This is a genomic window from Pseudomonas sp. FYR_7, assembly GCF_043106155.1.
Classification (GTDB): domain Bacteria; phylum Pseudomonadota; class Gammaproteobacteria; order Pseudomonadales; family Pseudomonadaceae; genus Aquipseudomonas; species Aquipseudomonas parafulva_B.
Window position 1 is genome coordinate 128,420 of sequence record NZ_JBICMI010000018.1, and the last position, 20,363, is coordinate 148,782.

Consider the following 20,363-nt stretch of genomic DNA (forward strand, 5'->3'; position numbering starts at 1 on the left):
TGAACACGGCCGGCCAGGCGGCATGATTCGTTACACTTCGTCATTGTGCAAAAACTTCCGTCAGACGCCCGGCTATGCCTTCAAGCGGGCGGATTTCCACTGCGGCATCGATCGCCGCAGCAGCCTTGGGCATGCCATAGACAGCACTGCTGGCCTGGTCCTGGGCAATGGTCAGAAAACCCCGTTGGCGCATCATCTTGAGCCCCTGTGCTCCGTCGCGCCCCATGCCGGTGAGCAGCACCCCCACTGCCTCGCCTGACCAGTAGCGCACCACGCTTTCGAAGAAGACGTCGATCGAAGGGCGGTAGATTTCATTGACCGGTTCGGCAGTGTAGGCCAGTTGCCCGTTCTGTAGCAGACGCAGATGGTGGTTGGTTCCGGCCAACAGCACCTGGCCAGGTTGCGGTGGCTCCCCTTCGCGTGCCAGGCGCACTGGCAGCCCGGCTGCACTGCTGAGCCATTCGGCCATGCCGGCGGCAAAGACCTGATCCACATGCTGAACCAGCACGATCGCGGCCGGAAACCCTGCTGGCACCCCTTTGAGCAGTACCTCCAGGGCCGCCGGGCCACCTGCTGATGAACCGATAGCCACCAACCCTCGTCGCTGGCTTGCTTCACGCAGCGGTGCGGCAACCGGCCTAGGCGTCGGCGGGCGCTGCTGGCCAATCAGCCAGCTGATGTTGAGAATCTTGCGCAGCAATGGCGCGGCGGCTTCACGGGCGTCGCCAGCGCCCAGCGTCGGTGTATCGACCACATCCAGTGCGCCATGCCCCATGGCTTCGAATACCCGGTGCACATTCTGCTTGCGATCGACCGTGACGATGACGATGGCGCACGGGGTATCGGCCATGATCCGGCGAGTCGCTTCCACGCCATCCATCACCGGCATGATCAAGTCCATCAGGATCAGGTCCGGCTGCTGTTCCTGGCAGCGTTGCACGGCTTCGGCACCGTTGCTGGCTACCCACACCACTTCATGGGCAGGTTCCAGCGCGACGGCGCGTCGCAAGGCCTCCACTGCCAAGGGCATGTCATTGACGATGGCGATCTTCATCCGTGAGCACCTCCGATCAGTTCGACTACAGCATCGAGCAACGCATCGTCGTGGAAACTGGCTTTAGCCAAATAGTAGTCGGCCCCGGCATCCAGGCCACGCCGTCGGTCTTCCTCCCGATCCTTGTAGGAAACCACCATGACAGGCAGCGATTGCAGGCGCTGGTCACGGCGCACCAGGGTGACCAATTCAATGCCGTCCATGCGCGGCATGTCGATGTCGGTGATCAGCAAGTCGAAATCGTCGCCGCGCAGGGCATTCCAGCCATCCATGCCATCGACCGCCACTGCGACGTCGTAGCCGCGATTGCCCAGCAGCTTGCGCTGCAGCTCGCGCACCGTCAGCGAGTCGTCGACGACCAGTACGCGTTTGCGCGCCAGACCAGAGACGCCGGCACCGCCGCGCTCGACGCGCTCGAGCGTGCCGGTGCTGAGCAGTTTGTCGACCGAGCGCAGAATGTCCTCCACATCGACGATCAGCACCACCGAACCGTCGTCCAGCAGCGCCCCTGAAGAAATGTCCTGCACTTTGCCCAGACGCGGATCGAGCGGCATCACCACCAGCACCCGCTCACCGATCAGGCGCTCGACGGCCACGCCGTACAAGCGCTCGCGCTCGCGGATGACCACGACCCGCAGGCTGTCCTGGTCGGTTTGCCCGGCCGGCCGGTGCAGCAACTGGCTGGCCGCTACGAGACCGATGTGCTGGCCGTCATGCCAGAAATGCTGCCGCCCTTCAATCTGCACGATGTCGTTGGCATCCACCGCCAGGGTGTGTTCGATATGCGCCAGGGGGAAGGCATAGGCTTCCCCGCCGACTTCCACGACCAGGCTGCGCACGACCGACAAGGTCTGCGGTACCTGCAGGTGGAAGCGGCACCCCAGCCCGGGCGTCTGGGTCAGTTCGATCGCCCCGCGCAATTCGCGAATCATGTGCTGCACGGCGTCAAGCCCTACACCCCGCCCGGACACTTCGGTCACCGTGTCCCGCAGGCTGAAGCCTGGCAGGAAGAGGAACGTGAGCAATTCATCGTCACTCATGCGCGCGACGGTTTCGGCTGGAGACAGGGCACGCTCGACAATGCTGGCACGCAGGCGATCCAGGTCCACACCGGCACCGTCGTCCATCAGCTCAAGGCTCAGCATCCCGGCATGGTGCGAGACGCGCAGGCGGATCAGCCCCTCTTCGGGCTTGCCCGCCAACAGCCGCCTGTCTGGCAGTTCGATGCCATGATCGACCGCGTTACGCAGCAAGTGGGTCAGCGGAGCCTCGAGCTTTTCCAGCACGTCACGATCGACCTGGGTTTTCTCGCCTTCGATGACCAGGCGCACCGGTTTGCCCAGGGCGCGCCCCAGGTCGCGCACCATGCGGCTCTGCCCGGCCAGCACATCGGCAAACGGGCGCATGCGGCAGGCCAGGGCGGTGTCGTAGAGCAGTTGCGCGCGCTGGCTGGCCTGCCAGCCGAATTCGTCCAGATCGGCCGCTTGCTGACGCAGGATCTGCTGGGTCTCGGCCAACAAGCGTTGAGTCTGGGCCAAGGCTTCGAGTACCTCGTTCCCCTGGCCGCTGTCTTCGAGTTGCAGGCGCAAGCCATCGAGCGCCTGCATGCCCTGGCCATGCATGCGCTTGAGGCGCTGCAAGGTGGCCAGGTAGGGCTTGAGACGCTGGGTTTCAACCAGGGACTTGCTGGACAGGTCGAGCAGGCTGTTGAGCCTGTCGGCGGTCACTCGCAGTACCCGCTCGCCCCCTTCGACCGTGCGCTTGCCGGCCTTGCGACGTGGCGCAGGCTCGGCATCGGCGGGCGGCTCAGACGCCGGTGCAGGCGGCGCGGTCGGTGTCTGGCTCGCAACCGGCGGTGGCGCCATCGGTGGACGGGCCTGCGCGGGGGCGGCAGGTGCAGCGCCCTGCCTCCCGGGCTCCAATACGGCGGCCATCAGCACCAGGAAGCCAGGCACATCGTCCTGGGCGGCTGTGTCGCTGGGCGTTGCAATGCGCATCAACAGGTCGGTGCCCTGCAGCAGCGCGTCGATGTGCTCAGCGCTCAGGCGCAGGCGGCCTTCCTGGGCCGCCACCAGGCAGTCCTCCATCACGTGCGCAACGCTGACACCGGCATCCACGCCAACGATGCGTGCAGCCCCTTTAAGGGAATGGGCTGCGCGCATGCAGGCTTCCAGCTGGTCGGCCTGGGTAGGGTTGCGCTCCAGGGCCAGAAGCCCGGCGCTGAGTACCTGCGTCTGGGCCTCGGCTTCAAGGCTGAACAGTTCGAGCAACGAGGCGTCGCGCATTTGCTCAGGGGTCATGACAGGCTCCGCTGTACGGCAGACAACAGCTGTTGCTCATCCAGCACACGCACGCTGCGCCCGCGCCATTGCAGCACCGCTGCCGTGAAGCGCATGGCGTCGTGAGCAAGGTCCGTGGGCCGATCAAGCCGGTGGATACCATCGATTTCCTCGACGGCCATGACCACCGGGCCACCCTCGGCTGCCAGGATCAGCATGCGTGGCAAGCCCCGATTGTTGCGCTGTTCAGTCGCACCGCCAGGGGTACCCAGCAGCTCCTGCAACGACAGGCACGGCACCAGGGCACCCCGCACATTGGCAACGCCCAACAGCACGCGCGAGCGCTGATGGGGTAGCGAATGCACGGCCTGCAAGGGCGCGATTTCGGCCAGGCATGCCGTAGGCAACGCCAGCCACTCCTCCCCCAGGCGGAACAACAGCATCGAGCGCCCTGTACAGGCCTGCTCGACCGCTTCCAGGTCCGGCTGTGCGTCGGTGTCCTGCACCAGTGCGTAGCGGTCCAGCAGACGCGTGGCCGCGGCGGCGTACACCTCGCAGTTGCGACAATGGACATGACGCTCAAGCAGCGGGCATTGCTTGTTGCCATGCACGCCGATGCGATTCCAGCAGTCATCGATGCGCACATCGGTTTCGGCGAGCAGGTCGGTCACAGCCTCATCGTTCATCGGTCGGCCTCCCGACCCGCACGCATGGCACGGCTTTGCAGACGCTGGGCCCCGGCCTGGTCACCCTGGGCCTGCAAGAGCGCGGCCAGGTGAACGAGCGCTTCGGGGTGCTGCGGCTCAAGGTACAGCGCCTTGCGGTAGTGAACCTGCGCTTGTTGCAAATCACCTTCGGTGTCGCTGAGCAGACCCAACCAATAGTACACCTGGGCCGACGGGGGGTACTGGCGCAGGTAACGCTGGCAGGCATCACGCGCCTGCTGGCTGTTGCCGGCATTGGCATGCTCGGCAATGCTTGCCAGCAATTCGCGGGCACCGAGCCCGGTAGCTTCGACGGCCTGCCGGTCAGGCACAGGCCCAAGAGACCCGCGCATGCGTGGCAGGGGGACATTGGTCGGCCGGTAGCCGGTCAACGGCTTGATGGGTTCGCGTTGAATCGGCACGGCCGGCGCCGGTCGTTGCTGAGCCATATCGTCTTGGCGCACATAGGCAAAAGACTGGGCAATGCCCACCGGACGCATACCAAGGCGAGCCAGCAGGCTGCCTTCGGCGGGCCCGATGAACAGCACGCCTTGGGGGTGAAGCAGGCGCTTGAGGGTTTCGAACACCCGTTGCTGGGTGGGTACATCGAAATAAATCAGCAGGTTGCGGCAGAACACGAAGTCGTAGAGGCCCTCCCGGCTGGCCAATGCCGGATCAAGGACATTGCCGACGTGCAGGGTCACTTGCTGGCGCACACGGTCATGCACACGATGGCCCTCGTCGATGGCATCGAAGTACCGTTCGCGAAAACCCAGGTCGTCGCCACGAAACGCGTTGCGCCCGTAAAGACCCTGGCTGGCCTTGGCCACAGAGGCAGGGCTGATGTCCATACCGTCGATCAGGAAGGATGCCGGGGCGATGCCGGCATCGAGCAGCGCCATCGCCAGCGAATAGGGCTCTTCCCCTGTCGAACAAGGCAGGCTGAGCAAGCGCAGAGGGCGAGCGGCGGCCAATTCGGCCAGGCGTTTGTGCGCAAGGCTTGCCAGGGCAGTGAAGGACTCGCGGTAGCGGAAGAACCATGTCTCCGGCACGATGACCGCTTCGATCAGCGCCTGTTGCTCGGCCGGCGATTGCTGCAGGCGCAGCCAGTAGTCGTCCAGACCGCTGGCACCCAGCGCCGCGCTGCGCTGACGCAGGGCACGCTCGACCATCGATGCGCCCACCGACTCGACGTCCAAACCTATGCGCTCACGCAGAAAATGAAAGAAATGCCGCTCGTTCATGCGCAGGTCCCGCCCTGTGCGTCAGGGTACAGCACACGGTGCACGGCCTCGGGCAGCACCTGGTCGACCTCGATGCGCTGCACCAGCCCCTGGGCATCCTGGCGGACCGGCCCCAGGTAAGGTGCGGGGTCATTGTCCACGCCATAGGGTTTGAATTCATCAGCACGGCAGCGCAGGGTTTCGGTGGCGTGCTCCAGAATCAGGCCCAGTTGCAGTGCGCTGCGATAGCGCACCAGCACCAGGCGGGTACTGGTACGTTGCAGCGCCGGCCGCCCTATGCACAAGGCAGCCAAGTCCACCACCGGCACCAACTGGCCACGGTGGGCAAGAATGCCCGCCACCCAATGCGGCGCTTGCAGCACTGGCTTGAGAGGCTGACGGGGCAGCACCTTGATTACCTCCTGCACGGACAGGGCAAAACGCTGGTCACCCAGGTGAAACTGCAGGTACAGCGCGCCGTTGTCGTGGCCTGCCGGCACGGCGCGCGGTTGCATGTCGATCATCGTCTTCAGACTTTGAAGCGCGACACGCCGCCGCGCAGGCCGGCGGCGACCTGGCTCAGCTCGTCGATGGCAAAACTGGCCTGGCGCAGCGACTCTACAGTCTGGGTACTGGCGTCGCTCAGTTGCGCCAGCGCCTGGTTGATCTGCTCGGCCCCGGTGGCCTGGGCCTGCATGCCCTCGTTGACCATCAGTACCCGCGGCGCCAGTGCCTGGACCTGATGGATGATCTGGCTCAGTTGCTCACCGACCTGCTGAACCTCGAACATGCCGCGGCGCACCTCTTCGGAAAACTTGTCCATGCCCATGACCCCGGCCGACACGGCCGACTGGATCTCACGCACCATCTGCTCGATGTCATAGGTCGCCACCGCCGTCTGGTCGGCCAGGCGGCGCACTTCGGTGGCCACTACGGCGAAACCGCGGCCATATTCCCCGGCCTTCTCGGCTTCGATCGCCGCGTTGAGCGACAGCAGGTTGGTCTGGTCGGCCACCTTGACGATGGTGACGACCATCTGGGTAATGTTGCTGGCCTTCTCGTTGAGAATGCCCAGCTTGGCGTTGACCAGGTCGGCCGCACCCATGACCTGGTGCATGGTTTCTTCCATGCGCGCCAGCCCCTGCTGGCCGGAGCCGGCCAGGCTCGACGCCTGATCGGCGGCCGAGGTGACTTCGGTCATGGTGCGCACCAGGTCGCGGGACGTGGCGGCGATTTCACGCGACGTGGCACCGATTTCGGTCGTGGTCGCAGCCGTCTCGGTGGCGGTAGCCTGCTGCTGCTTGGAGGTGGCCGCGATTTCTGTCACCGAGGTGGTGACCTGCACCGACGAGCGCTGCGCCTGTGCCACAAGATTGGCCAGGGCCTCGGCCATTTCATTGAAACCGCCCTGAACCGCACCGAACTCGTCCTGGCGGTCCAGGTTCAGGCGCATGCTCAGGTCACCCGAGCGAAGCCTGTCCAGCGCAGTCACGATGAGGCTCATGGGCGAGGTAATGGCGCGCAGCAGTAGCAGGCCACAGATACCGGCAGCCACGATGGCCAGCAACAGCGACACGACCATGCTGCCCTTGGCCGTGTTCACCGCGCTGACGATTTCCCGGGTGGCGGCGTCGGCGGCCAAGCGATTCTGTTCGATCACCTCGTTCAGGTGCTTGCGCCCTTCGACCCAGGTGGGGGTCAGCACTTGGGCGATCAAGCGCTGGGCTTCGGCATAATTGCGTTCTCGATACGCATCGAGCACCTGATTGACGTTCTGCATGTAGGCTTGTTCGAGCTTCACGAAGGCGTCGAAGCGGGCCTGGTCCTCGCCATCGCGAATGGTGGTCTGGTAACTGGCCATGTGTTGCTTGAGCCGGTCTTCGAAACTCTTGAAGAGTTCGATGTCGGCTGAGCTGATCTCGCGCCGGTCAGAAAGCCCGACCAACTGCTGGCTGGTGACGTAACTGTCCACCCATGCGCTGCGGATCATCGAGCTGTAGTAGCCCCCCGGAATGCTGTCGGCCCCAACTTCCTGCTCGGCAGATTCGATGGTCACCAGGCGTGAATAGGCCGCCACGATCATCAGCAGCATGATGGCGATGATCACGGCGAAACTTGCCAGGATCCGTTGGCGCAACGTCCAGTTCTTCACATTCAGCCCTCAGGGATTCACTACGAGCAGGAAAAATCGCCGAAGTATAGCCCAGGCGTCCTACAGAATTGCGCGTCAAATTCTGACAGAACGCCCCGCCACCGCAGTGATCCTCCCGATTGGGCCAAGCTGCACGCGCGGCTTATCCCTGCCGCGCCTGCTTTTCCAGCTCCTCGCGCAACCCTTGGGCCAACCCCAGCTGGCGCGCCAGTTCGTCCAGGTAAGCACGCTCCATGTAGTTTTCCTGGTCGACCATCATCACGCTGGCCAGGTACATCTCGGCAGCGATTTCCGGCGTCTGGGCGGCCCGGGCCACCTCGGCCGGGTCCAGCGGCTTGTCGAGCTCCGCATGCAGCCACTGCTGCACTTCACGGTCACCGTCCAGGCGGGTGAACTCACCCTCGATCAGCGCACGCTCGCGCTCATCCACATGACCGTCCGCCTTGGCCGCAGCGACCAGTGCGCGCAGCACCGCCTGGCTGTGCTGCTCCACCTGGGCCGCAGGTACGCGGTCCACCGTCTGCGGCTCTGGTGTAGGGGCCTGTTGGTTGGCCTGCTGCGCCTGCCAGTTGCCATAGGCCTTGTAGGCAAGCACGCCAAGCGCGGCAAGGCCCCCGTAGGTGAGCGCCTTGCCGCCAAACTTGCGGGCTTTCTTGCTGCCGAGCAATACACCCAGCGCACCGCCGCCAAGCAGGCCGCCACCTGCGCCTGACAGCAACCCGCCGAGCCCGCCGGCGCCTGTACCCGTCTTGGCCCCGCCCGCCTGCTTCTCTAGCAGCTGCTGGCCGGATTTGAGCAATTGATCAAGCAAACCCCGGGTATTCATCATGCGCATCTCCACATCAGGGAAGTCAGCAGCCAGAGTAAGACTTGCCCCACATCACGCCACAGAGGATTTGCTTCCAGATGTTGCATCGTCGCAGGCCGGCGGCGGCTTGCCGGTGCCTAGAAGCCCGCCGCCGGCATCCAGGGCCGCTTAGTCGCGCAGGTCCGATTCGTGAATGGGGCTCGACCGGCTGGTGGCCCGCTGATATTGCGCCGGCCAGGTGGCCTGGTGGCCGCCCAGGTCGTCGTCTGCATGCAGCGGCCAGTACGGGTCGCGCAGCAGCTCCCGGGCCAGGAAAATCAGGTCGGCCTGGCCTGTGCGCAGAATATGCTCGGCCTGGGCCGGCTCGGTGATCATGCCCACGGTGCCCGTGGCCATTTCCGACTCCTTGCGCACGCGCTCGGCAAAGCGGGTCTGGTAGCCAGGGCCGGTCGGGATCTCGGCATTGCTGGACGTGCCGCCCGAAGACACATCGATCAGGTCCACCCCAAGCATACGCAGGCGTCGGGCCAGCTCGACGGTTTCGTCCGGGTTCCAACCATCTTCGACCCAGTCGGTGGCCGACACCCGCACGAACAATGGCAACTCGGCCGGCCAGACCGCACGAACCGCTTCGACCACCTGCAAGGTCAGGCGGATGCGGTTGTCGAAACAGCTGCCGTATTCATCCTGACGCTGATTGCTAAGCGGCGACAGGAACTGGTGCAGCAGGTAACCGTGGGCCGCGTGCACCTCGACCACTTTGAAACCCGCCTCCAGCGCGCGCTTGGCCGAGGCGACAAAGGCCTGCACTACTTCCTGGATCTGCGCATGGGTCAGCTCACTGGGCACGGTGTGTTCAGGATCGAACGCGATCTTCGACGGCCCCACCGGCTGCCAGCCGCCCTCCTCCAACGTGACGCTGCCATGCTTGCCCAGCCACGGGCGGTAGGTACTGGCCTTGCGCCCGGCATGGGCGAGCTGGATACCCGGGATTGACCCTTGGGCGGTGATGAAACGGGTGATGCGCTGCAAGGGGGCGATCTGCGCGTCGTCCCACAGGCCAAGGTCTTCAGCGGTGATACGACCGTCGGCCGTGACTGCCACGGCCTCGGTGACGACCAGGCCCGCCCCGCCGACGGCACGGCTGCCCAGATGCACGAGGTGCCAGTCGTTGGCCAGGCCATCGACCGAGGAATACTGGCACATCGGTGATACGGCGATGCGGTTCGGCAGGGTCAGCTGACGCAGGGTGTAAGGCTCGAGCAGCATGCTCATGAGGGCACCTCCCAATGGCTGCAAAGTGATCCGGCCCGGGCAGTCAACCACGCATCCCTGGCCCGGTACCGGTCTGTGTTCAGACTAGACCAGATTAGGTAGGGGGAAGGTTCCATGGGGTTTGGCCGCGATGCCCTGGGCGTTGCGTAAAAAGCCTTGATACGCGGTGAGGCTGCGTTGAATACAGCCTGACCTCTTTTCGAATTTTTTTCACACAGCTCCTGGCTCAGCGCGGCTCCATGTGGGCGATCATCAGTTGCACGCTTTCATTGCCGCGAAACTCGTTCACATCCAGCTTGTAGGCCAGCTCCACCCAGCGCACGGTCGGGTTGGGCCAAACCTCGCGGTCGATACCGAAGGCGATGCCGTCCAGGCGCACCGTGCCGCACTCACTCTTGAGCACGACTTTCAAATGACGCTCACCCACCACGCGTTGTTCGACCAGCTGGAACACGCCGTGGAACAGCGGCTCCGGAAAATGCTGCCCCCAAGGCCCGGCTTGGCGCAGCGCCTTGGCCAGGTCCAGGTGGAATTCTTCCACCGCCAGGCTACCATCGGACAGCAGCCGCCCGGTGAGGTCGTCCTCGCACAGCTGGCGGCGCACCTCCTGGTCGAAAGCCTCGGCGAACGCGGGGTAGTTGGCTTCGGGCAAGGACAGCCCTGCCGCCATGGCATGGCCACCGAACTTGCTGATTAGCTGTGGATGGCGCGCGGCCACCGCATCGAGCGCATCGCGGATGTGAAACCCCGGCACTGAGCGCGCAGAGCCCTTGAGCATGCCGTCGCCGGCATCGGCGAAGGCGATGGTCGGGCGGTGATAGCGTTCCTTGAGGCGAGAGGCGAGGATGCCAATGACGCCCTGGTGCCACTCTGCATCGAACAGGCACAGCCCATAGGGCATCGACTCGACCGGCAAGTCCCGCAACTGGGCCAGCGCCTCGCGCTGCATGCCCTGCTCGATAGACTTGCGGTCCTGGTTCAGGCCGTCCAATTGCTGGGCCATGTCCAACGCCAGGGCAGGATCCTCGCAGAGCAGGCACTCGATACCCAGGCTCATGTCGTCCAGGCGCCCTGCGGCGTTCAACCGCGGGCCCAGAATGAAACCCAGGTCGGTGGAGGTGATGCGCCGGTGGTCGCGCTTGGCCACCTCCAGAATCGCCTTGAGGCCAGGCCGGGCGCGTCCGGCACGAATGCGCTCCAGACCCTGATGCACCAGGATGCGATTGTTGGCGTCCAGCGGCACCACGTCGGCAACACTGCCCAGGGCAACCAGGTCCAGCAGTTCGCCAATGTTCGGCTGCGGCTGGGTGTCGTAGCGGCCCAGGCTGCGCAAGCGCGCGCGCAGGGCCATGAGGACGTAGAAAATCACCCCGACCCCTGCCAGCGACTTGCTCGGAAACGGGCAGCCTGGCTGGTTGGGGTTGATGATGGCATCGGCGTCCGGCAGCGCCTCGCCGGGCAGGTGGTGGTCGGTCACCAGCACCTTGAGGCCAGCCGCCTTCGCCGCCGCGACGCCGTCGACGCTGGAGATCCCGTTGTCTACCGTGACCAGCAGCTGTGGTTGGCGCTGCAATGCCACTTCGACGATTTCCGGCGTGAGGCCGTATCCGTACTCGAAGCGGTTGGGCACCAGGTAGTCCACGTGGGCCGCACCGAGCAGGCGCAAACCCAGCACGCCGACGGTACTGGCCGTGGCGCCATCGGCATCGAAGTCACCGACGATCAGAATGCGCTGGCCTTGGTCGATGGCCTGCAGCAGCAGGTCGACGCCCGCGTCGATGCCTTTGAGCTGCTGGTAGGGCAGCAGGCGCGCCAGGCTTTTGTCCAGTTCGGCCTCGCTTTGCACGCCACGGGCGGCGTACAGGCGAGTCAGCAAGGGTGGCAGGTTGCCAAGAAACGGCAGGGTCGGGGGCAGCGGGCGGGGTTCGATACGCATGGGAAGGTTCAGCCGCGCTCCCCCAGCAGCCACTGCAATTGCACTTCGTGCTGGCCACGGTCATCGGTCACGAACACCGTGCCTTCGCTGATCATCACATCCCATTTGATGCTGCGGGGCATGTCGGTGGCCAGGGTTTCGAGCACCTCCTGGGGCACGGCCGCGATGCTGAGGTTCTTGAGGTTCTTCACCGCGCTCACCACCTTGCCTTCCCACACCCGCAGGCTACCGTAGGCCAGCAGGCTGGTGCGTTCGGTACGGCGCGAGCACCAGGTCAGGCGATCGGCATCTGGCTGGCCTACTTCGATCCAATGCAGCACACGGTCGTCCAGGCTTTTTTCCCACAGCGCCGGCTCATCGACGTCCGACAGGCCCCGACCGAATGTCAGGTTTTCGTTGTACCACAGCGCATAGGCCAACAGACGAACCGCCATACGCTCCTCGGTTTCCGAAGGGTGCCGCGCGATGGTCTGCTTGACGTTCTCGTACACATTGCGGTCGAGGTCGGTCAGGTTCAGTTCGAATTTGTAGGTGGTGGACGGCTGGGCCATGGTCGGGGTGCTTCTTGCCTGAAGAAAAGTCGCACAGTCTAACCGATCCAGTCCCCGGTTGCGCCGCGGCAGTATCTGCCGCATCGCAGCTGTGATAAAAACACCGCTCTTCAGCTGCCACGGATGCCCCATGTCGACGTCAAGCAAACCCCTCGCCGGCCTTAAAGTGGTCGAGCTCGGCACCTTGATCGCCGGGCCATTCGCGGCGCGCATCTGCGCCGAATTCGGCGCCGAGGTGGTCAAGGTGGAATCGCCCGACGGCGGCGACCCGTTGCGCAAGTGGCGCAAACTTTACGAGGGCACCTCGCTGTGGTGGTTCGTGCAGGCGCGCAACAAGCGCTCGCTTACCCTCAATCTCAAGCACCCCGACGGGCGCGAGGTCCTGCGCAAGCTGCTTGCCGAGGCGGATATCCTGATCGAAAACTTCCGTCCGGGCGTGCTTGAAAAGCTTGGCTTTGGCTGGGACGTGCTGCATGCGCTCAACCCGCGGCTGGTCATGGTGCGTCTATCAGGCTTCGGTCAGACCGGGCCGATGAAGGAGCAGCCGGGCTTCGGCGCAGTGGGCGAGTCCATGGGTGGTTTGCGCTACATCACGGGGTTCGAGGATCGCCCGCCCGTGCGCACCGGTATTTCCATCGGCGACTCCATTGCAGCGTTGTGGGCGGTGATCGGCGCACTGATGGCCCTGCGTCATCGCGAGGTCAACGGGGGGCTTGGCCAGGTGGTCGACGTGGCGCTGTACGAGGCCATCTTCGCCATGATGGAGAGCATGGTGCCGGAGTTCGACGTCTTCGGTTTCATCCGCGAGCGCACGGGCAATATCATGCCGGGCATCACGCCCTCCTCCATCCATACCAGCGCGGACGGCAAGCATGTGCAGATCGGCGCCAATGGCGATGCGATCTTCAAGCGTCTGATGGTGGCTCTCGGCCGTAGCGACCTGGCCGAGGATTCGAGCCTGGCCACCAATGACGGGCGAGACCTGCGCCGCGATGAGCTGTACGGGGTCATCGATCGCTGGGCCAACGGATTGCCGCTGGAACAGCTGATGCAGGCCCTGACCGCAGCCCAGGTGCCGGCCAGCCGCATCTACTCGGCTGAAGACATGTTCAGCGACCCTCAGTACCTGGCGCGCGAGATGTTCCTGCAGGCGCGCCTGCCCGATGGCAAGGCGTTCCGCATGCCGGGCATCGTCCCCAAGCTGTCCGGCACCCCGGGCTCTGCCGACTGGGTCGGGCCGGCACTGGGCGAACACACCGACGAGCTGCTGGGCCAGCTGGGCTATGATGCGGCCGCCATCGCTGCCCTGCGCCAGGCGGGCGCTGTCTGAGCCTGTCGCTATCCCATTGCCTGCGCCCCGCCAGGTTGGCATGGACGGGCGCCGTGCTGGCTGCACTGCTCAGCGTGCCCTCAAGCGCTCAGGAGCGGCTGCTGTGGCTGGTGCGTGATCTGCCACCGTTCAGCGTATCCGACGGCCCGGAAAAAGGTCATGGGGTGATCGACCAGCTGTTACCGCAGCTGATCCAGCAGATGCCCGAATATGCGCACAGCATCGTGCGGGTCAATCGTGCGCGTGGCTTGCAGATGCTGCAGGACAGCAGCAGCCTGACCTGTGACCCGATGCTGCTATGGACCGCCGAGCGCGCCCGCTATGTACGCTTTTCCATCCCGTTGCTGGGCGTGCAAACCAGCGGCCTGGTCGTGCGCAAGCAGAACCATGCCTTGGTGGCGCCCCACCTCGACGGTGATGAGGTCGATCTTCAAGGCCTGCTGAGCGACCCATCGCTACGCCTCGGTGTAGTGGCAGAGCGCAGTTATGGGGCTGTGATCGACGCTACGCTGAGCAACCTGCCAGATGCCGCCGTCAGCCGGCACTACGGCACCCAGGCCACCGCCAACCTGCTGCAGATGCAACGCTTGGGCCGACTGCGCCTGGTGCTCGGCTACTGGCCGGAAGTTCGCTATCTGATCCAGCAACAAGGCGGATCGCCGGCTGACTACCAATTTCACCCGGTTCAGGGTGTGAAACCCTACCAATTCCTGCATGTGGGCTGCTCGGCCAGCCCGCAGGGACAAGCCGCCATGGCCCACATCGATCAGGTCTTGACCCAGCTGCGCCAGACGGTGCTACCAAAACTATATGCGCATTGGCTCGACCCCGCCCAGCAGGCGGACTACCTCGAACACAGCCGAGCCTTCTTCAACGACCACGCGGCGGCACACCCCGAACGCCCTGAACAGGACGAGCGCCACGCCGCTGGGTCGATCGACCTTCCAAACCCTCAACCCAGATAAAAAGAAACCCCGGACGCTGGGGAAGAACGTCCGGGGTCAAGCGAAAGCCCTTGAGCTTCCAGCGACAGCAGTGGCCATGCGGGAGCAAAGCAGTGGCCGGCTGTACTGATCAATCTGATGACTCGCTCAGGCAAAGGTTCCCTGAGGTTGCTGACGCTGCTGCAACGCAGCAATCACGCAAGGCTGCAGCCGCCCTTCGGCGATCTGCAGATCACGGTGCAGACCATCGACCATATCCACCAGCAGGCGTTGCTCCTGCAATTGACGCTCGCTGACCGTGCGTTGCAATACCACCCTGGCCAGGTGGTCGTGGACGGTCAACTGCCGGTTACCGTGGCTATCGGCCAGACCCAAGTGCGCCTGGTAAGGGGTGAGGGCTTGGTTGAGCAGTCTGCAGATTCGTTCCATCCGGATTACTCGCTTGCTTGATGAGTTGTAAGGAGCAGACCTGCAAGCGAAGCGGAAAGTTCTAACCTTCCATGCTGTTCAATGCGCCGTCAGTGCTTCCATGGGCTGCGACCTTTCACGTTCGGACGGGCTGGGCAGTATTTGCAACGCCCTTTGCAGGGCTGGGGAAGACAGTGGCCATGGCAACTCCCCGATGACGTGCAAGCCAAAACTGCGGGCCTGTTCAGCCAGGTTGCGCCGCCGGGCGCCTGCCTGGCCTACGAACAGCACCGGGCAGGTGGGCGGTAACCGCTTGAGCATCGCAGTCCCCGTGCGGGTGGGCATGGCATGGTCGAAGATCAATAAATCCGGGGAGAATGCGCTCGAAAGGCACGCGTCGAGCTCGGCCTTGTCCTGACAGATCCGCACCTGAAACACGCCCTGGGCATTGAGGGCCTGGTGCAGAAGGATCTGGTGGGACGGGCGCACGTGATGAATCAGTACATGGGGCTGTTGCATGAGCCGCTCCTGCTGGGAGGACCGGCTAATCTAGGCGCGAAGACGATCGGCCAGAATAGGATTTGTCTGAATTAAACCATCGAAACCGCTGAGGCTCCGGATCGGTCCGACCCGGAGCCTGCAAGGTCAGAGCGGCTTGCCGCGATTGCCGTGCTGGCTGACGAAGCTTTGTACTGCCTTGAGGTCATTGGGCAATACGGTGCAACGCTCTTCGCGGCTAAACAGGTCGCTCATGTGCACGGGCAATTCAAGCGCCTTGCCAACGCCCGCCTGCTCGACCGCCTCGGGGAACTTGACCGGGTGTGCAGTACCCAGCACGACCATGGGCGTATCCAGGCTACGGCGGCACTCGCGACCGGCTTTGACGCCGATGGCCGTGTGCGGGTCCAGCACCTCGCCGGTCGCCTCAAACACCTCGGCGATGGTCTGGCAGGTCTGTTCATCGGTGACGGCCAGCGAATCGAAGAGCTTGCGTGCCTCGGTCCAGCGGTCCTGTTCGACGCTAAAGCCGCCGCCCTGGCGGAAGTTGGCCATCAACTCGGCGATCGATGCACCGTTACGACCGTGCAGATCGAACAGCAGGCGCTCGAAGTTGGACGAGACCATGATGTCCATCGACGGCGACAGGGTGGCGTGCAACTGCTCCTTGACGTACTGGTTGCCGCTCATGAAGCGGTGCAGGATGTCGTTGCGGTTGGTGGCAACTACCAGTTGGCTGATCGGCAGGCCCATGTTGCGTGCCAGGTAGCCTGCGAAGATATCGCCGAAGTTGCCGGTTGGCACCGAGAAGGCCACCGAACGGGCCGGGCCGCCCAACTGCAGGGCGGCATGGAAGTAGTAGACGATCTGGGCCATGATCCGCGCCCAGTTGATCGAGTTGACGGCCACCAGACGGGTGCCCTTGAGGAACGACTGGTCGGCGAAGCTCGCCTTGACCATTTCCTGGCAGTCATCGAAGTTGCCTTCGATGGCGATGTTGTGGATGTTCTCGCCGAAGATCGTCGTCATCTGCCGACGCTGCACTTCCGAGACCCGCTGGTGCGGGTGCAGGATAAAGATGTCGACGTTGTCGCACCGACGGCAGCCCTCGATGGCGGCGGAGCCGGTGTCGCCGCTGGTGGCACCGATGATCACCACGCGCTCGTTGCGCTTGACCAGCACATGGTCGAGCAAGCGACCAAGCAGTTGCAGAGCGAAATCTTTGAATGCCAGGGTCGGCCCGTGGAACAGCTCAAGCACCCACTCGTTACTGTCGAGCTGACGCAGCGGGGCAACGGCAGCGTGGGCGAATTCGCCGTAGGTTTCTTCGAGGATCTTCTTGAAGTCGGCATCGGCGATGCTGCCCTCGACGAACGGGCGCATGACTCGGAATGCCAGCTCGTGGTACGGCAGGCCCGCCCAGGATGCGATTTCTTCCTGGGTGAAACGTGGCAGGTTTTCCGGGACGTACAGGCCACCGTCGGTAGCCAGGCCGGCGAGCAATACGTCTTCGAAGTTCAGGGCCGGTGCCTGGCCGCGGGTACTGATATAGCGCATGGGACAAACCTTTGGTTTGAGCGGCAAGCCTCGTTTGCCCGCAGCAGGAAAGGGCCAGTGGCCTCGAACCTGGGCGGCATGCCTTGGCTTGCCGTGACTATAGGGTGTTCTAAAGCCCCTACGCTGCATCTAGCTGCAGCGTCGAGGGTGTCGCTGGGGCTCTGTGCAACAAGCCCTGGTACTTGGTCACGCAGGTACGCAAACAGCCTTGCCGGACGCTCGTCACAAGGCTGTTCAGGCCAACCCTAGTTGAGCTGCTCGACGCGAATGCGCACGACCTGGCCCACCACATCCTGCAGGGCCTCGAGGGCGACGATGGCGTCGTTGATGCCCTGCTCCACCACGCGGTGGGTCAACAGGATCATCGGCACCAGGCCGTCTTGCTCTTCGGCTTCCTTTTGCATGATCGATTCGATGTTGATGCCGCGCTCGGACAGAATGCTCGCCACCTGGGCCAGCACACCTGGGTGGTCCTTGGCCTGGATACGCAGGTAATAAGCGCTCTCGCAGGCTTCGATTGGCAGGATCGGGTGCGCCGACAGCGAATCGGGCTGGAACGCCAAATGGGGCACACGGTTTTCCGGGTCAGAGGTCATGGCACGGACCACATCCACCAGGTCGCCTACCACCGAGGAAGCGGTCGGTTCCATTCCTGCGCCTGCGCCGTAGTACAACGTCGAGCCGGCGGCGTCGCCGTTGACCATCACGGCATTCATCACCCCATTGACGTTGGCGATCAGGCGGTCAGCCGGAATCAGCGTCGGGTGCACGCGCAACTCGATACCTTCGGCGGTACGGCGTGCCATGCCCAGGTGCTTGATGCGGTAGCCCAAGGCTTCGGCGTAGTTCACGTCGGCCGTGGTCAGCTGGGTGATGCCTTCGGTATAGGCCTTGTCGAATTGCAGCGGAATGCCGAACGCGATCGACGCCAGGATGGTCAGCTTGTGCGCCGCGTCGATCCCTTCGACGTCGAACGTCGGGTCGGCCTCGGCGTAGCCAAGCGCCTGGGCTTCGGCCAGCACATCCGGGAAGGCGCGACCTTTCTCGCGCATTTCGGTGAGGATGAAGTTGCCAGTACCGTTGATGATCCCGGCCAGCCAGTTGATACGGTTAGCCGACAGGCCCTCGCGAATTGCCTTGATCACCGGAATGCCACCGGCCACCGCCGCTTCGAAGGCGACGATCACGCCCTTTTCACGGGCTCTGGCGAAGATTTCGTTGCCATGCACGGCGATCAACGCCTTGTTGGCGGTGACCACGTGCTTGCCGTTTTCGATGGCCTTGAGCACCAGGTCGCGGGCTACGGTGTAGCCGCCAATGAGCTCGATGACGATATCGATCTCGGGGTTGCTCGCGACTTCGAACACATCAGCGGTAATGGGGGTACCGGTAATCTGGCAGTTCGGGTTCTGCGAGCGCATGGCGATCTGGGCCACTTCAATACCGCGCCCGGCACGGCGGGCAATCTCCTCGGCGTTGCGCTGAAGTACATTGAAGGTTCCGCCACCGACGGTCCCCAACCCACAGATGCCTACTTTGACCGGTTTCACTGTGAACTCCCCATTGAACGGCCGACACCTTTGCCGACCGTGAAACATGCCGTCACCCCATGACGACGGCGTATTGAACTGTATTACTTGGCAAGCGCCAGCTTGGCGACCTGCGGTGCAGGCTGGTAACCCGGAATCACCTGGCCGTTTTCGAGCACGATGGCCGGCGTACCGTTGACGCCGATCGACTGCCCCAACTGGAACTGTTTGCTGACCGGGTTGGTGCACTTGGCTGCCTTGATTTCATCACCCTCGACCATTTTGTCCATGGCCTTGCGGCGGTCGCTGGAGCACCACACCGCCTGCAATTGCTGGTCGCCGGCCGAGCCCAGGCCTTGGCGTGGGAAGGCGACGTAACGCACTTCGATACCGCGGCGGTTGAGTTCGGGTACTTCGGCATGCAGCTTGTGGCAGTACGGGCACGTGGTGTCGGTGAAGACGGTGATGTGGGACTTGGTTTCGCCCTTGGCCGGATACACCACCATCTCACCTGCCGGAATGCCGTTGATGAGCTTGGCAATGCCCAGGCGCTCGGCTTTCTCGGTCAGGTTGACGGGCTTGCCGTCCTGGATCTGGAACAGATAACCCTGCATCACGAACTGGCCATCGGCGCTGGCGTACAGCACGCGCCCGCCTTGCAGCTTGACTTCGTACAGGCCGCTGACCGGGCTGCTGGCCACGCTTTCAACGGGCACTTCCAGGGACAGGTTCTGCAATGACTTGCGAATGGCCTGCTCTGCGCCGACGGGTGTATCGGGCGCCGCAGCCACGGCAAAGGTGCTGGCCAGCGCCAAGGCGGCGGCGGCGAAAAACGGGGTCACGCGCATGGATACTCCTGAGGGCGGACAGGGGCCGCAGAGCGTCACCTGAGCAAAACGACGAGGTGACTGGGCGGCCCTTGGTGCTAACCGCCCAAGCCTACCACATCACGCCTGGCTTGAAGCCGCCGCAGACTGTCGGTTGGCCGAACATGAAAAACATTCATCCGCGCGGATGGTGCTCGGCGTGCAGTTGCTGCAACCGTGCTTTTGCCACGTGGGTGTAGATCTGCGTGGTCGACAAGTCGCTGTGGCCCAGCAACAGCTGCACCACGCGAAGATCAGCACCGTGGTTGAGCAGGTGCGTGGCGAACGCGTGTCGCAGGGTATGCGGCGACAAGGCTTTGTCGATGCCCGCCACCTGGGCATGGTGCTTGATGCGGTGCCAGAAGGTCTGCCGCGTCATCTGCTCGCCGCGCAGGCTGGGGAACAGCACGTCACTGGGGCGGCCGTTGAGCAACTCGGCACGGCCGTTACGCAGGTAGCGCTCCAGCCACACCACCGCCTCCTCGCCCATGGGCACCAGCCGCTCCTTGCTCCCTTTGCCCATCACCCTGAGTACGCCTTGGCGCAGATTGACCTGATCGAGCGTCAGGCTGACCAGCTCGGTCACGCGCAGGCCGCAGGCATACAGCACTTCGAGCATGGCGCGGTCACGCTGGCCGATGGCCTCGCCAAGCTCCGGGGCTTGCAACAAGGCTTCCACGTCTGCCTCGGACAGCGATTTGGGTAACGGCTTGCCCAGTTGGGGCATGTCCACCTGGAGTGTCGGGTCGATGGCAATAAGCTTTTCGCGCAGCAGGTAGCGGAAGAAACCGCGTAGCCCGGACAGGAATCGCGCGGTCGAGCGCGGCTTGTAGCCCTGGTCCAGGCGCCAGGCCAGGTGGTCGAGAATCAGTTCGCGGCCGGCGTCTGGGAGCTCGACCGAGCGGGTTTGGAGCCAGCCGTTGAACAGGGCCAGGTCGCTGCGATATGAGGTGCGGGTATTGTCGGACAATCCCTTTTCGAGCCACAGGGCGTCCAGGAATTGGTCGATGAGCGGGTGGTCCAGGGCGGGCATGCTGGGAGCTGTTGGCGGCTTTGGGGGGCGTAGTGTTTCATAGCGGTTGGCGGGTTGTCTGTAGCTGGGTGGGCTACCCTGGATTGCTTATCGAGGCTCGTGAGTTTTTATGGGCCGCGGCGGTGAAGGGCTGGGTGGTGAGTTCAGGTATTCGCTGTGATCGGCTGAGCACCTGATCGTTTGAACGCCTGGGCGGGGGCGCAGATGGCTAGTTGG

General features: G+C 63.9%; 18 protein-coding genes. 2 read left to right on the top strand and 16 right to left on the bottom strand.

The window, feature by feature from the left end; all coding sequences use genetic code 11:
- Nucleotides 1–40 precede the first annotated feature (40 nt).
- The 10 genes from ACF8R3_RS04880 to ACF8R3_RS04925 form a co-directional block, all read right to left on the bottom strand.
- Complete coding sequence (locus ACF8R3_RS04880; protein ID WP_078479002.1) at nt 41–1,054, bottom strand: chemotaxis response regulator protein-glutamate methylesterase; 1,014 nt, start codon at nt 1,052–1,054, stop codon at nt 41–43.
- The gene (locus tag ACF8R3_RS04885; protein ID WP_196185604.1) at nt 1,051–3,354 is read right to left on the bottom strand and encodes a hybrid sensor histidine kinase/response regulator; all 2,304 of its coding nucleotides are present in this window, start codon (nt 3,352–3,354) and stop codon (nt 1,051–1,053) included. Before ACF8R3_RS04885 ends, ACF8R3_RS04880 begins: the two co-directional genes overlap by 4 nt.
- Nucleotides 3,351–4,019 (bottom strand): chemotaxis protein CheW, encoded by a 669-nt coding sequence (locus ACF8R3_RS04890; protein ID WP_100852121.1) that lies wholly within the window; start codon nt 4,017–4,019, stop codon nt 3,351–3,353. Before ACF8R3_RS04890 ends, ACF8R3_RS04885 begins: the two co-directional genes overlap by 4 nt.
- A complete protein-coding gene (locus tag ACF8R3_RS04895; RefSeq protein ID WP_058639556.1) occupies nt 4,016–5,281 on the bottom strand; it encodes a protein-glutamate O-methyltransferase CheR in 1,266 nt (421 codons plus the stop codon). Before ACF8R3_RS04895 ends, ACF8R3_RS04890 begins: the two co-directional genes overlap by 4 nt.
- Nucleotides 5,278–5,784 carry a chemotaxis protein CheW gene (locus ACF8R3_RS04900; protein WP_058603759.1) on the bottom strand — a complete coding sequence of 169 codons (507 nt, stop codon included), beginning with the start codon at nt 5,782–5,784 and terminating at the stop codon, nt 5,278–5,280. The genes ACF8R3_RS04895 and ACF8R3_RS04900 overlap by 4 nt, the downstream gene beginning before the upstream one ends.
- 5 nt (nt 5,785–5,789) lie before the next feature.
- Entirely contained in the window at nt 5,790–7,412 is a 1,623-nt protein-coding gene (locus ACF8R3_RS04905; RefSeq protein WP_392515065.1) for a methyl-accepting chemotaxis protein, read from the bottom strand.
- 142 nt (nt 7,413–7,554) lie between these two features.
- A complete protein-coding gene (locus ACF8R3_RS04910) occupies nt 7,555–8,238 on the bottom strand; it encodes a tellurite resistance TerB family protein (RefSeq protein WP_182139128.1) in 684 nt (227 codons plus the stop codon).
- A 150-nt stretch (nt 8,239–8,388) separates the two neighbouring features.
- The gene (locus tag ACF8R3_RS04915; RefSeq protein WP_392515067.1) at nt 8,389–9,495 is read right to left on the bottom strand and encodes an NADH:flavin oxidoreductase/NADH oxidase; all 1,107 of its coding nucleotides are present in this window, start codon (nt 9,493–9,495) and stop codon (nt 8,389–8,391) included.
- Nucleotides 9,496–9,721: 226 nt separating this feature from the next.
- Nucleotides 9,722–11,431: a single-stranded-DNA-specific exonuclease RecJ gene (recJ, locus tag ACF8R3_RS04920; RefSeq protein WP_058639559.1), complete on the bottom strand. Its 1,710-nt coding sequence runs from the start codon at nt 11,429–11,431 to the stop codon at nt 9,722–9,724.
- Nucleotides 11,432–11,439: 8 nt separating this feature from the next.
- Nucleotides 11,440–11,982, bottom strand: coding sequence for a YaeQ family protein (locus ACF8R3_RS04925; protein WP_023534041.1), 543 nt, complete (start codon nt 11,980–11,982; stop codon nt 11,440–11,442).
- Nucleotides 11,983–12,112: 130 nt separating this feature from the next.
- Between ACF8R3_RS04925 and ACF8R3_RS04930 the strand changes: the two genes are divergently transcribed.
- Together ACF8R3_RS04930 and ACF8R3_RS04935 are read left to right on the top strand one after the other, a co-directional pair.
- On the top strand, nt 12,113–13,312 hold the full coding sequence (locus ACF8R3_RS04930; RefSeq protein WP_197843869.1) for a CaiB/BaiF CoA-transferase family protein: 1,200 nt from the start codon (nt 12,113–12,115) through the stop codon (nt 13,310–13,312).
- 2 nt (nt 13,313–13,314) lie between these two features.
- The gene (locus ACF8R3_RS04935) at nt 13,315–14,277 is read left to right on the top strand and encodes a TIGR02285 family protein (protein WP_392515074.1); all 963 of its coding nucleotides are present in this window, start codon (nt 13,315–13,317) and stop codon (nt 14,275–14,277) included.
- Nucleotides 14,278–14,403: 126 nt separating this feature from the next.
- Here the strand turns inward: ACF8R3_RS04935 and ACF8R3_RS04940 are convergent, their stop codons facing one another.
- From ACF8R3_RS04940 to xerD, 6 genes are all read right to left on the bottom strand, one after another.
- Nucleotides 14,404–14,685, bottom strand: coding sequence for a DUF3509 domain-containing protein (locus ACF8R3_RS04940; protein ID WP_023534040.1), 282 nt, complete (start codon nt 14,683–14,685; stop codon nt 14,404–14,406).
- A gap of 78 nt (nt 14,686–14,763) precedes the next feature.
- On the bottom strand, nt 14,764–15,183 hold the full coding sequence (locus ACF8R3_RS04945; RefSeq protein ID WP_392515069.1) for a histidine kinase: 420 nt from the start codon (nt 15,181–15,183) through the stop codon (nt 14,764–14,766).
- 126 nt (nt 15,184–15,309) lie between these two features.
- Nucleotides 15,310–16,719: a threonine synthase gene (thrC, locus tag ACF8R3_RS04950; protein WP_058603765.1), complete on the bottom strand. Its 1,410-nt coding sequence runs from the start codon at nt 16,717–16,719 to the stop codon at nt 15,310–15,312.
- 245 nt (nt 16,720–16,964) lie between these two features.
- Nucleotides 16,965–18,269 carry a homoserine dehydrogenase gene (locus tag ACF8R3_RS04955; protein WP_023534107.1) on the bottom strand — a complete coding sequence of 435 codons (1,305 nt, stop codon included), beginning with the start codon at nt 18,267–18,269 and terminating at the stop codon, nt 16,965–16,967.
- 83 nt (nt 18,270–18,352) lie between these two features.
- On the bottom strand, nt 18,353–19,096 hold the full coding sequence (locus ACF8R3_RS04960; RefSeq protein WP_027913823.1) for a thioredoxin fold domain-containing protein: 744 nt from the start codon (nt 19,094–19,096) through the stop codon (nt 18,353–18,355).
- Nucleotides 19,097–19,250: 154 nt separating this feature from the next.
- Nucleotides 19,251–20,147, bottom strand: coding sequence for a site-specific tyrosine recombinase XerD (xerD, locus tag ACF8R3_RS04965; RefSeq protein ID WP_197843868.1), 897 nt, complete (start codon nt 20,145–20,147; stop codon nt 19,251–19,253).
- Nucleotides 20,148–20,363 lie beyond the last annotated feature (216 nt).

What these genes read in the sequence shown, in the direction of transcription:
- ACF8R3_RS04880 (WP_078479002.1), bottom strand. Translation starts at nt 1,054, where the DNA reads ATGAAGATCGCCATCGTCAATGACATGCCCTTGGCAGTGGAGGCCTTG.
- ACF8R3_RS04885 (WP_196185604.1), bottom strand. Translation starts at nt 3,354, where the DNA reads ATGACCCCTGAGCAAATGCGCGACGCCTCGTTGCTCGAACTGTTCAGC.
- ACF8R3_RS04890 (WP_100852121.1), bottom strand. Translation starts at nt 4,019, where the DNA reads ATGAACGATGAGGCTGTGACCGACCTGCTCGCCGAAACCGATGTGCGC.
- ACF8R3_RS04895 (WP_058639556.1), bottom strand. Translation starts at nt 5,281, where the DNA reads ATGAACGAGCGGCATTTCTTTCATTTTCTGCGTGAGCGCATAGGTTTG.
- ACF8R3_RS04900 (WP_058603759.1), bottom strand. Translation starts at nt 5,784, where the DNA reads ATGATCGACATGCAACCGCGCGCCGTGCCGGCAGGCCACGACAACGGC.
- ACF8R3_RS04910 (WP_182139128.1), bottom strand. Translation starts at nt 8,238, where the DNA reads ATGAATACCCGGGGTTTGCTTGATCAATTGCTCAAATCCGGCCAGCAG.
- ACF8R3_RS04915 (WP_392515067.1), bottom strand. Translation starts at nt 9,495, where the DNA reads ATGAGCATGCTGCTCGAGCCTTACACCCTGCGTCAGCTGACCCTGCCG.
- recJ (WP_058639559.1), bottom strand. Translation starts at nt 11,431, where the DNA reads ATGCGTATCGAACCCCGCCCGCTGCCCCCGACCCTGCCGTTTCTTGGC.
- ACF8R3_RS04925 (WP_023534041.1), bottom strand. Translation starts at nt 11,982, where the DNA reads ATGGCCCAGCCGTCCACCACCTACAAATTCGAACTGAACCTGACCGAC.
- ACF8R3_RS04930 (WP_197843869.1), top strand. Translation starts at nt 12,113, where the DNA reads ATGTCGACGTCAAGCAAACCCCTCGCCGGCCTTAAAGTGGTCGAGCTC.
- ACF8R3_RS04940 (WP_023534040.1), bottom strand. Translation starts at nt 14,685, where the DNA reads ATGGAACGAATCTGCAGACTGCTCAACCAAGCCCTCACCCCTTACCAG.
- ACF8R3_RS04945 (WP_392515069.1), bottom strand. Translation starts at nt 15,183, where the DNA reads ATGCAACAGCCCCATGTACTGATTCATCACGTGCGCCCGTCCCACCAG.
- thrC (WP_058603765.1), bottom strand. Translation starts at nt 16,719, where the DNA reads ATGCGCTATATCAGTACCCGCGGCCAGGCACCGGCCCTGAACTTCGAA.
- ACF8R3_RS04960 (WP_027913823.1), bottom strand. Translation starts at nt 19,096, where the DNA reads ATGCGCGTGACCCCGTTTTTCGCCGCCGCCGCCTTGGCGCTGGCCAGC.
- xerD (WP_197843868.1), bottom strand. Translation starts at nt 20,147, where the DNA reads ATGCCCGCCCTGGACCACCCGCTCATCGACCAATTCCTGGACGCCCTG.